Genomic DNA, 12,903 nt, shown 5'->3' on the forward strand with positions numbered 1-12,903 from the left:
TACCCGAGGAGTATTGTTCACGGACTATTGTCTGGGCAATAACTTTATTGATTGGTAGCAGCAAAAAAGGCGCTAGCACACTTATTAATAAACTATATAACTTTTTCATTTTTTCTCTTCGTTTACACATGTTCATCTATTCTATGTTAGGGCTTTCTATACACCTTGATGTCAGTTGTGATATAGCTATCGCTGCTAGTGGTGTGAAAACTTTTAATTTTGATGATACCCAATCTCCCATCGGCCGTTCTGAAGGGTACATAACGCGGAGTTGTTTGTTTATCAAAGCCTTCAATGACGCCGTCGCTGAACTTAAATACAAATTGGCTAAAGTCTTTGGAGGTTTTGATGGCGTCAAACTTTGCATCGGTCATCTGGGTACAAGCAGCACACGCTTCCAACAAATTGATAAACGTAGTACGCTGAGCCTTGGGAATGGTAGGCATCAACAGACTAGCTGTTTTGTCAGGCGATAAAAACCGCCCGTATCCGAGCGTTTCATCTTGGGCGAAAAACACAATGTCCAACTCTTTACCAAAAGAGAGTGTATCCAGTGCCTCCGTCGCAATGGACTGTTTGCGGCGCGACACAAAATAGCTGGAATAAGTAGAAGCCTCATACACCCCAAATGGAATGTCTTTGAAATACAGCAAATTGGTGGGAGTGTTCGCAACTATCTCTTTTTCATATGTCTTGCTTGTTTTTCCGTTGGATGCCGTCAATGTCACCTTGTAGGTTTTTGCTTCGGGCAGTAGGATGGTCGTTATTGAATCATTTTCGGCCGTTATTCTAGCATTGGCATCATTGACGCTCCATTTTTGTTGGAGAGCTCCTTTCGATTTGTTAACAACCTTGATGGTAAGGGGCGCTTCTTGGTTGAAGTTAAAATCCGTCGTTTCGTACTCAAAAGTTGGCTGTAAGCTTTCACCCACCAGAATGGTAGAATCAAACTGCACAAATTTTTGGCCACTAAATGCTTTTAAAGACACTTTGTATTGCCCTTTTTCGGCAAAAATAACGGTGGGGTTCTCTTCGGTAGAGGTAGGTTTATCCCCTTTCTCAAACGACCATTCGTAACGGGTAGCGCCGACTGATGAGTTTTTAAATTTTACCGTAGCAGGGGCTAAATTATTGAGGTCAAAGCTAAAGCCAAACTTGGCACTCAAGGGTTTTCCGACTTCGATGGTCGTTTCCTTGCGCGACGATTTATTATCGACGTTGCTTACTTCTAGTACGATTTTAAATTTACCCTCTTTTTGGTAAAGTAATTCGGGAGGGGTTTGGAGGTCCGAAGTAGTTATCGAGGTTCCTTCAAACATCCATTTGTACTTATCTGCATTGATAGACGTGTTTTCGAGGAGCACCCGTGCAGGTGCGGCTTTGTTGTCGTCCACGTACCTAACCGAGAAATCGGCTGTAGTAGAAAGCGCCATTTCTTTAAAACACGCAAAATGAATTTGAGTAATTACCAGAAAGACCATCAATTGAAGTATCTTTTTCATCATCGTGTTACTACTTAAGTTTTTTCGGTTTTGAGTGTACCAATGGTTTGGTATTGCTAATTTGACTTTCGCGCCCATCTTTATCAATAATGCTCATAGCGTATAAATAAGAACCTGATTCTCGGACAGTTTTATCAATGAATTGAAACTTTCCGGCTGGAATAGACGCCAGTTTTCGAAGTTGTTCTTTAGGGGCGTCATTTCGATAAATTATATACTCCTTAGTGGATTCAAATTCAATAGAAGGCCATTCTATCAAGATACCTTCTGCTGTATTTTCCATCGAAAACGTAGAAACTCCTACGTGCAATTCTTTGGGAAAATTGACTTCAAATGCCATACTATAGGGGCCCATTTGGCCATTGTCTGCCACTGATGCAATGCGATATTCATGGATATATCCTCGCTTAAACGTAGTATCCATCAGGTAATTGGTAGCAATCGTTTTGGGAGAGATAGGTCTAAATACGTTGTCTAGCTCACTTCGGCGTTCAAGTCGATAACCGCTGATTAGTTGGTCTTTCATGCGCATTTCTGGCCAATCCAAAAACACATCTCCATTGACTAACTTAGAGTTAAGATAAGCAGGTGGGGCAATATCAAGTGGCACCTTTGCTTTAAATTCGACAATATTTGAGAAGTCGCTGGTATCTTGTGATACATTTTGCTCTACGACCGCATAATAGATTTTAATACGAGGTGAAAATACTCCTGAAGAGTCCACAAACTCAGTGCCTTTGACAATTGCCCCCAAATGGCTCAATCGGTTAGGTTTAGTTCCTCGGTAAACAATGAAACCCAAGCGAGACTTGCTTTCGGCTGCATCCCATTTCAAAATAGGCATGGTTTTGGAAGAAGTGTCTATTCGTAAATTGTACGGCGGTAGCGGTGCAGAAAAAGTAGTACCTGATAACGATACTGTTGCAGGGGCTTCTTGCCGTACATTCTGCTTGGGATTAAACAATGCCCTTACTTGATAGCTATAAATAGCACCTCCTTTGATAGCATAATCTATGTAAGACGATGTTTCTATGCTTACAATTTCTAGGCGTTCAGGGTCGTTGTTCCCTTCTCTTCTTTCAATTAAAACTCCTTGATAGTACGGTTTTTTAGGTAGTTTTTCCCAATCAATTTTAATTCCGTTGGTAGTATCTCGCCCCGAAACAGCATAAATAAGTGGAACATTCGTTTGTGAAATGGCGTACGCCCCAAATACCTCTGACGAATCAATTTCGCTAGTAACACCACCAAACATTTCGGGTATTATCCGAACCTCTACATACGCCTCGGGGGTCGTTTTGATAAATGCACCTAAACGGTATATTCCCGCACTGTCAGGCATGGTTTGATACCTTGATAATAATTGCCATCCCGAATTTTTTTCTTGATAGTAAGTAGCAAAAGTAACCTTTGAGGGGTCAATAGGGTACGTATTTAGGTAATTAACAAATGCGGTATTCTGCTCTTTTACCTTCTTTTTTTGCTCTTTCGCAGACAGTCGGGTATTGATAGGAGCATATTCAGGAAAAACCTCAGGTTTAGGTAGCCTTTGGGCTGGGAAGTCAACATGAAACTTAAAGACAATCAAGCTGTCGTTTGAAATGATTGCGTCTTGCTGTATTTTAATCTGATTTAGTTGTGGATTGGGTACTTTGCTTACAATTTTTGCTTCAGCCCAGAGTTCCTCTTTCCCCGATTTATCGACCCTAATCACCTGATAAGAATATACCAACCCACTCTCAGCCTGTGTATCATTGAAAGCAATCCCAAAAGCCTCCAAATATTTAGGCGAATAAAAACCCAATACAAGCAATGAATCAAAATGATATTCTGAATCAAGGTATTGTTGAAGCGACGCTTCTGTAGGTAGGTTTTTGACTTTTTGGAGTCCTATTACTCCTTGCCCAGTCACGACGGCTCTCAGTTCAGCAACGGTCTTACTACGTTTGGTTTGCCCTATTTTTTGATAAGGCTTAAAGGTATTATTGAGAAGTAACTCTGCTCGGTTGATTTTGAAATAAGCAGTAGTCTTTAAAAATTCATCAGGTGAAACGCCTTTTCTATCTTTTAGAAAAATAGATAGCAGGTTACCCTTTTCGGAAGGGTAAATCAACACGGCCCCTTTGGTTGAAGGCTGCTGTGCTACCAATTGAAAGCATCTAACCAATGACACAACGAATGCGTAGATTATTACTTTATTTTTACAAAAACTCATTTTATGAATCATTATGAAACCGTATTAATTCATTAAGCTAAAGCTCATACCTCCATCCAGAATCGCTTCCTTTTTCACGGTAAATTGCCTGTATAGACTTGTCAAAACAGAATTTCCACGAAAGGGAACATGGATAGGGAAGATCAAAAAGAACTAAATCTGCCTCGCACATTTTAATTTTAGCCGTATTACATTCTGCTTCTTTACTATTGCCTATAGCAATGCTTAATGCTGCTATCCCCTTAAAATTCCAACCTTCTGTCTCGTTTCTACCTCCTTCAATAAACACTCGCACTCCTACATCACCGTATGCTTCCAAACTGAAGGGGTTAACTCCTACCCGCGCATAAGCATTTAATTGAAACAAGAAATCATTGCCAAGGGCAAATTCTGGTTTTGTAAAGGAAAGAAATAAATATGTTTTGTTCGAAATAGCTATTTTCGCTGAGTAAGCAAAGACCGAAAAATACTCGCCAGAAAACTCTTTACGCGTTTCTAGCGTTGCAGCTAGGTACAAACCATTCAAAGTAGAACTACCATCGGTTAGGTATTTTGGATTAATCAATGCCCTATAATCGGCTACTTCGCGAGGGACATTCGAGCCTCTAAAATTATTATTAACCCCAATCATAAAAACAGCGTTCGCATTCAAACCCAAAACGACCGTTTTGACATTCGCACCAAAAAAAACTGAGCTTGACGTTAGAAAAATAGTTCCTTTGATGTTCCCTTCAGAACCTTCGATAAGCTCTTTAGTACAATTTATATTTGCCAAAACCAACGTTCGACAGAAATCAAGTACCACAGTAGCACTGCAATAGAATTCGTTTTTGAGGTACCAGTCGGCACTTCCTTTTACTACGGGCAAAGGGCCACATACATCTGTCTCAAAAAGCACATCTACTTTTATATTTCGAAGTTCACTTACCTCAGCTGAAGTGCCTGTAGCTACTGCCGAGCCCATAAAAGAAACCATGTACTTATTGGTAGCTGTATTTATATCTACTCCTCCACCAACGGATGTCCACATAACTGGACCAGTAACAATTTTGGCATTTGCTTTTAGCGAAGCGCCGAACTCTATCCCGTTAGGGAGTTTGTAAAACTTGACGGAAGCTCCCCAGCGATTGGCCATAGTTTCAATCTCTCCCGCTCCTTCCAGCCCAACTCTATCCCCGCTCGTTGAGATTTTCATGGAAGCATAGCCTCGGAAAGCTGCTGATTTCATTACGATGTCGATGGTATTAAATTGAACATCGAATGACCCATTTCGCTCACCCACAACAAAAGAGGCATCTGCTTGGGCGTCTATGCCTTTTAAGTTTTCAATTTGTACCCCACCAGCTATTCCAAGTGCCCATTCAACATCACCATCCTTGAGAGGAATTTCTTGTATTTTTGGAGCTACTGGTATAGCTTCACCCATATATCCATCCCTTTTTGTTTCTATTCTTACTGTTTCCTTTTCCGTGTTGTTGGTCGTCGTACTACTACCAAACATTTTGTTTAATTCTGCCGTTTCCTCTTTACTTCTTTGTAAAGATGTAAGCATTTCACTCCAAGGTATCCGCCCTCCTTTGTTAAATATTACCTTACGAATATTTACCTTTACAGGGCCTATGTTGACGGTTTTACCAACTTTGACGGATACGTAGAACTTTCCAGAAGTATTATAAATCAGTTTCTCAACCTCCAGCGGAAAGAGTTCGTAAAATAAATCAGGCGCATTGCCTGTAGCCTCCATTCGCAACCCTGCCTCTATCTCATACGCATCATCCCGAAAGTTATACCCAAGCAGAATATGTTGTTTTTCAGGGCTTTTAAAAACAATATTTTTGGTAATAATTCCCCCAGCAGGAATCTCCATATCTAAGAAGGGGTACATATTTCCGTTGGCCTTACGGATAGCCATCGAGTGTACAATCATGTGGTTCTCCTTGTCCATGTAGATATTTCCGCCAAAACCTGCATTTGTGAAGTCATCAAACACCTGAATTCGGTCAATTTCAAATCGCCAAGAATTGGCTACTCCTAGCCGAACGTAGTAGAATTTTGACGACTGATCGTCGTACATTACTTGGTTGTTTCCATCATAACGCTTTACTTTTCTTTCCGCAGGTACTTTTTTTGCTAATCTGAGTTCTCGTAGAGGCAGGTCTTTTTTAGGAGCCAAAAAGAGTTTTTCTACCAAAGGCATATAATCCTCAATACCGATTAGTTTCATCATTGGAAATGAAAGTTCGCCTCCAACAAACGTAACTCCGTCTCTTGTTAGGGAAGCTTCTTCTTTTACTTCATCGAGAAGCATACTAAAGCCAGCTCCTAGCCCCAAGCTTATTCTTTCTTTTTTTCCAGTTAAATTCCCTTTATCATCTTTGGCATTGTTTCGTTCGATGCCATTTATTTTTGAAGGGTATTTGAGTTTAAATTTTAAATCGTTGTGAAAAGTAGTGAGTCTTTTACCTCCCGAAACAAACACAGGTATGAGTAAAGCACTACTCTCCTTCTCTTGATATTTTTTGCGTTCTTCTTCGTAATAACCAGTGGTCTCTTTTTCAAAACCAAGTGTTTCCTGACCCGCTGGAACATCTGGCGTCAAACTAAACTCTCGGAAGGCAGGTGCTGCTTCCTTCTTCAGCATTTTATCTGGCCTAAACTTCAGTCCAACCCCACCAATTTTACCAAAAGACTCCCTTCCATCTATCTTTAGTTTTTCAAGTTTAATAAAGTTGACGTTGCCATTTGCCGAATTACTCAGTTCTACATTGGCATAATTGAACAATACTAAATTGAGTTTAGACTGTAAAAGATTGGCTCTATCACTCACCAATATAGCATTCTCTTTATCGAAAATATCGACCTTTACTTCGAGTTCTTTGAAGGTTAATTGTTGCCCTTTAATAAGTTGATAGATGCTTTCCTCTTTTGAAATATCTAGGCTACCTGTCATTAAATAGGTGGTAGCATCAATTCGCCTTATCACCTCTACATTCACCACAAAACCTTGCAATGTCTTAAAAGGCGGAATGGTCTGGTCTCGCCTGTAGATACCTAATTGTAGGTTACGTAGTTCGTCCTCTGTCGTATAATTGACCTCATCTGCTTTCCCATTAACAAAAGCCTTTATTTTCTCTTCTTGTGTTTTAATTTTTGTTGAAAAAGACCATTTAATGGGGTTAAACCCTTCTTTTGAAAGAGAAAGAGTTACTTCTTTAGCTCCTTTTTCCAACCAAATTTTGAAGCGCCCCTCTTTGTCGGTTTTGGCTTTTCCAACTTTACTAGCCAGAGTTACATCTGCAGCTCCTCCTATTTTTGCTGAATCTTCACTGTAGGCAGTTACTACTCCCTCAACTAATACTGCTTCAGTAAGCTTAATCTCTAGCCTAACAGTATCTCTTTTATTATTAGGAGGAGTAAAATTAACCGACAACTCCTCATCAACATACAGGGTTTTTGCCGTTTTATCTTTATTGATTATTTGTCCTATTAACGTAGCGCCTTTGGTAAAGAGCTGTTTAGTAACACCTTTTTCAGGTATATCTATATTTTCACCACCAATAGCTAAGCCACTTGATACATATTGCTTTGCTCCTTTTTCGTCCAGTACGTAAGTCCGTATATTTACAATATAATCAATACTTTTGGCCCCTATTGAATCGCGTTTGTAGAAAGCTGCAAGTTGTGTATTGTACTCCTTGAAGTTTCTCTCAAAAGCTTCTTCATTTCCTAATACACTAAATTCATTTCTTGTAAGTGCCTGAAGTTCTTTTATTTGTGAGTCCCAAAAAGAGAGACCAAGGTCAGGCGCAATTTCAGTATTCGTTGTTTTCGAGAAGGTTGAGAGCTTAATATTCTCTGTTATATACCCGTTAGCAATCAACTCGACAGTTGGGTCCGACTCTACGGATGGATTGAACTGTACATTAAGTATAAATTCTCCTTTTTCATTCGAATTAGTCATTGCCCCGCTACTATGTTTAAGCGTAGCCTGTACGATAGGATCCCCGTGTTGGTCTTTCAATACCGATGCGATTGCGGCACCCATCGACTGCAAGTCAATATCGACAACGATATTGGAAAAGGAAGGCTTATCAATTCGTTTGCCTTGATAAAATGAATATACCCCAGGAATTCGGTTATAGATAATGATGTCATCAATTTCGGCATTAAACGTAATCTCCTTAGGCAAAAATAGCTCATAGTTTCCGTTTTCATCGGTAGTGACCTCTTCCCAATGGTACTTTTCGTACTCGTTGGGGGTGGTTACTTTACCTGTGACGTCAATCTCCCTTACATCTTTAGAATTAACTAACACCAAAATGCCTACCTCCCAATTACGTGCAGGAATGACTTGCCCTTGTTCATTTGACTTACTACGTGCCGATACATTTCCTGAAATTTTTGTCAGAGGAGGTGTGTAGGTAAAACTTGGGTTTATTTCAGGTATTTCTGTAACATAGTGCTTATCTGTACCCACTACGGTCGTTTTGTACCCATATACCGTACCCATCGGAAAGAGTTTCTCGTCTTTGCCATATGCTTTTGCCCCAATCACAAAATTATCTGCAGTGACCTCATTGCTAAAAATATGCTGGCTTGCCTCCTTACTATTACCGACTTTAACGTACCTATTCTTGTTGTATCTGATTTCCGCCGTATTTTTTCCTTCGGCTTCATAGGTTAAAAAATCAACGTGGTTTTCGTAAACAGATTTGAGACGATACACGTTGATTTCTTCAAAAACGTTATCATTGAGTACAGTACCATTAAGTTCCTTGAATACAGGTTTTATACGGAACGTATTAGTCAATAGGGACTGGGTTGCCAATGTACGCTCAGTAGCCCCACCTTCATCAGGAATTTCAACCTCAGTAATGACATCACTGAAATTAATCGAAGGTGCTTTGATAGTGAGATAACTGTATCGATTACTGCTAAGAAACCTTATTTTTAAACGTTCAGATATAAGTGAATACTCTCCTTTTTCATCCGTTTTAGTACATACCATGTATATATTGCCCCGGTCGGCTTTAAAATCATTGATATTTTTTGCCGTCAAAGGGTTATTTGAAACGTAAAAACACACCTCAGCATCTTTGATAACAAAGCGGCTTTTTTCTCCCGTTACTTTGACGTTTACCGCGTCATTAGGTATGGGTTCGTAGGCTCTAATGTAGGATTCTACTTTGCCTTTTAAAGTGAGTACTTTTTCTACTTGCTCATTAAAGCGAGCTTCGTCAATAGCCGCTAGTTCTGCCATGGCAGGCTCCGAAACTCTCCCAAATACATCAACCGCTCTAACCGTAATTTTCCAGCTAAAACTGGTTTCGCTATAATTTATCTTATTTGTTTTGTCTCGGGTATATTTTATTAGATCCTCTACTCCTTTTTCTACTTCAAACGTTCGGTATTCGCTTGTCTTTCGGCCAATTATCTCTCCCGCGTCATTGTACTCATCGTGTTCATTGTGAAGTGTCACAAGGTATTTGACGTGATTTTCTTCTCCCTTCCATTCATAGTATTGTTTATTGAAATCAGGAGACCAAGCAATGCTCAAATCTTTAGGGGGATTCAGCGGCTGCATGGATTTTTCGTAGTAAAATGAAAAGATTTCGCTATATCCTTCATTTAAGAAGTTACCTACTTTTGTTAACGCTCCCAATTTGGGCTTTACTTGTACGCGCCAAGCATACACGGCTCCTTGACGTAGAGGAGGATATTTGGCATCGTATAGCAAAGTAGGTAGAGTAGTGGTAATTTTGCATAAAGGTGGCTGCGACAAAAACACATTTTGGAGATTACCTCTATTTGCAATAGGTAATTCTGTCAACGTGAGCTCATATTCCACGTTGTTGTTGGGCGTATGGCGCGGAAGCCACTGAAAGATAACATTTTGGATTTGGCTGGCAGATACCCCTGAGTAATTGGCAGGGAACATAGGTAGTGGAGGGTCACTCACTTCAATCCAAGTTGGAACGGTCGTAATGGGTTTTGATAAAATCGCACCTGAAAACACATCCCGTAGCGTAAAGCTAAAGCTATAAAGACCAGAAGGAAGGGGTTTTTGGTACGCCGAAGGAGGTAAACTTTGTAGCAAATCAGGCGAAAAACAGGCAGCTATGGCTGTCTTGGGTACTTTATAGACAACCCCAGAACGTAGGTCGAAAGCGTTACCTGCAGCAACAAACGCCGACTGCGTAGCAATACCAGGCCCGTTTAGTTCTAACACTAAAAATACCGAACGAACTGGAATCTTGAGATCCGAGAATATAACATCCAAGTTAATCGGATTGGTAATTGGGTTTACGTAGTCTTCCAACATCGCCGATGCAGGCAATGACACTGACGCAGTCCCATAAATAGGATAATTTTGGTCTTGCCCCAAGGTGACCGTTTTTAATAATACATTGAATAAAAGGATAAAATAACTACTTCGGAGGAAGGTTTTCATTCTTTAGCTATATGTTAGAATTTATAAGAGTAACCTACTGTGATGGTATAAATCGTGGCGGGTAATCCTGTCGCTAGACTAGAATTACTATCTATATTGTTGTTCATCAACAATAAGTTTCCGTTTAAATTTGAATTTTTCGTTACGCGGTAAGCCGCTGTAGCCGTAGCTGTAAAAATAGATGTTTGGGGTTGCTCAGCCGTCTTATTAATCAACCATGTTGTGGCGGCCGAAAGCGATAATTTATCTTTCGCTAACTGCTGCTGAATAGCCGCCGTTGGCCCGTGCGCCACTACGTCTTGAATTCCAATTTTGTTTTGGTTAAAATTATACCCCGTCGAAAAGTTAATTTTCTTCTTTAATAGACCTATTGAATAGCTCGACTGTGCCGTAAATACTTGGCTGGCCTGGCCCGTTCGAATAATATTCCCCTGTTTATTGGCGGCATCCAAGACCGTTCCCATGAGAGTAAACTGCTGCGATACCGTTTCTGTCTGCTTGATGGCATACGATACCATCAGCGTTAGGTTTCGGTTGATTTGTGTGTAGTTTAAAGTATCAATTGGGATGAAGCTTGCCTCACGCTTTGCTTCTTTGATAAGGTCTCTAACAAACACAAAGCCTTTGAAATTAGAAAAACCAACGTTTATGTTTAACTTTTTATTAGGTACAAAAAGTAGGTTGGTTGCTGCCACGAAACGGGTTTGTCCATTGGCCTTTGTTTCCAACAAGTCTCGTTGGCGTCCTATATTCCCTGAAAAAGTTATTTTATTGTCAAACAAACGTTGCACCACATTGAAGGTGTAGTTTTCAAAGTCGTTGGTAAAAAAGTACCCACCGAATGTTCGATAGCCTGGGTCAACACGCTCGTACCCGACGCCCAAAATAGTACTTCCTCCAAAAAATGGCTTTGAGAATTTCGTTTTAAACGCCGTTTTTGATTGAATTGGAGCCATTGTTTTGAAAAAGAGACCACTGAACCCCTTCCGAGTACTATCACTTAGCAGAGCTGAGTTTTCTGAAATAAAACTATTGCTAAACTCTACATCTAGTTGTCCAATTTTTGGGAAGTTGATGCCACCTTCTATTCCTACCACAATGTTTTTTTGCGGACGAATTTTATTCAACGCCAACCGCTGGAGTGAAATAGAATTGGGGTTATCTGCAGCATGCAAAATAGACGCTCCTACTCGAAAATTAGCAGGGTTGTACACTACTTTAAGGCCGTAACCCATACGACTATACGTAGAGTCGTTGGTGCTTCTCACAAGCTGCCCCACCATTGTGCTAATTCTCCATTTATCGGGGGTAAGTTCAAATCCGACACCCCTAAACTGATGTCCATTTAAAGTGTACGGAGAAAAAGTAAGAGCCGACGTTCCAAGATAAGCCGTTGCCCATTTGTATTTAGGTGCAATCGAAAACTGATTAAATGAGAAGGGTTGGCTATAATTAAACTTCCGATTGGAGTAATTGATACTCAACGGAACCGAAATTAACCCTAGCACATTGAAATTGACCGTACCATTTACAAAATAGCTAAACTTTTGAGACGGTACTGGCAAATACGAGTTGTAAAGCGTATTCAAATTCAATCCTCCGTTTACCTTCAGCTTGGGAGCAGATTTTAGGTTAGCCAAGTCGAGAGATTGCCCTATGGTATACCCCGTTGAGAGAATAAACACTGTAATAATAAGGATAGCTCTTCTCATTTGGAAACTCTTAATTGTATATTTACCTATATTGAAGTCACAAAAATATACCAATAAACTACGCAATTCCATAGGGGGAAACCCCTATCTTTGGGCGGATAAATTGTTTAAAGCAAAGACCTGGTTAGTTTTGCATACTAATAATTAGGATTTATGAAGATATTATTCTTGTATATTTTTTTTTCTTTGTGGGTTCCATTGCAACTTGAGTCACACAGCAAAAACTCATTAGCTAATTTACATTATAACAACACAAAGTATCCCAAAGACAATAGCTCACAAGAAGCAATTTATAGTCTTACGTCGCCTGTTGCCTTCTTAGTTTTCTCGTTATTTGGAGTAACTTTAACTGGGGTTTTGGTTTATTTTCAACAACGAATGAACCGTCTAAGAGTTGAGCGGCAAAGTAATATAAATTTTACCAAACAACTCTTTCAAAAGATCGAAGATGAACGCCGCCAAATTTCTAACGACCTACACGACGGCATTAGTCATGAATTATTAGCTCTCAAAAGCATACTCCGGGACGATATTTACAGCGCCAACAATAAAATAGACACTATTATCAATGATGTACGTAGCATAAGCCGAAATTTACACCCAGTACTATTTGACCAAATTGGGTTAGTTGCTACTATTGATGCTCTTGTTGAGCGTTTGCAAAACCAAAATGATTTTATGGTAACTACTGAGATAGATTATCAAACTACCTTAGACATTTCAGATGAATTACAGTTGTACAGAATCATTCAAGAAGCACTAAGCAACATCATCAAATATGCCTATGCTCATGCAGCTAAAATCACTTTACAAGGTACTGCTCAACAGATTTTTCTTGAGATAAGAGATAACGGAAAAGGTTTCGAAGTCAATAAAACACTCTCTAGTGGAAAGGCTTTCGGGCTGCTTAGTATGATTGAACGAGCCCGAGCAATCGGAGGGACAACCCAACTCCATTCCTCAGACACAGGTACCGTTGTCACAATTATCATTCCTCAACAAAGCTAACCTACCCCCTTTACA

At 39.9% G+C, this 12,903-nt stretch carries 5 protein-coding genes; 1 reads left to right on the forward strand and 4 read right to left on the reverse strand.

Translation table 11 applies throughout. The features are described from left to right. Positions 1-146: 146 nt before the first annotated feature. The 4 genes from AC23N5_RS16925 to AC23N5_RS16940 all read right to left on the reverse strand — a co-directional run bounded on the left by AC23N5_RS16925 (position 147) and on the right by AC23N5_RS16940 (position 11,880). Positions 147-1,505 (reverse strand): PKD domain-containing protein, encoded by a 1,359-nt coding sequence (locus tag AC23N5_RS16925; protein ID WP_487756488.1) that lies wholly within the window; start codon positions 1,503-1,505, stop codon positions 147-149. Between the two features lie 7 nt (positions 1,506-1,512). Further along, the gene (locus AC23N5_RS16930; RefSeq protein WP_487756489.1) at positions 1,513-3,675 is read right to left on the reverse strand and encodes a fibronectin type III domain-containing protein; all 2,163 of its coding nucleotides are present in this window, start codon (positions 3,673-3,675) and stop codon (positions 1,513-1,515) included. Positions 3,676-3,754: 79 nt separating this feature from the next. Further along, the gene (locus AC23N5_RS16935; RefSeq protein WP_487756490.1) at positions 3,755-9,733 is read right to left on the reverse strand and encodes a hypothetical protein; all 5,979 of its coding nucleotides are present in this window, start codon (positions 9,731-9,733) and stop codon (positions 3,755-3,757) included. 449 nt (positions 9,734-10,182) lie between these two features. Beyond that, positions 10,183-11,880 carry a hypothetical protein gene (locus AC23N5_RS16940; RefSeq protein WP_487756491.1) on the reverse strand — a complete coding sequence of 566 codons (1,698 nt, stop codon included), beginning with the start codon at positions 11,878-11,880 and terminating at the stop codon, positions 10,183-10,185. A gap of 153 nt (positions 11,881-12,033) precedes the next feature. Between AC23N5_RS16940 and AC23N5_RS16945 the strand changes: the two genes are divergently transcribed. Further along, the gene (locus AC23N5_RS16945; protein WP_487756492.1) at positions 12,034-12,888 is read left to right on the forward strand and encodes a sensor histidine kinase; all 855 of its coding nucleotides are present in this window, start codon (positions 12,034-12,036) and stop codon (positions 12,886-12,888) included. Positions 12,889-12,903 lie beyond the last annotated feature (15 nt).

It is taken from the genome of Runella sp. R5_40 (genome assembly GCF_057652295.1).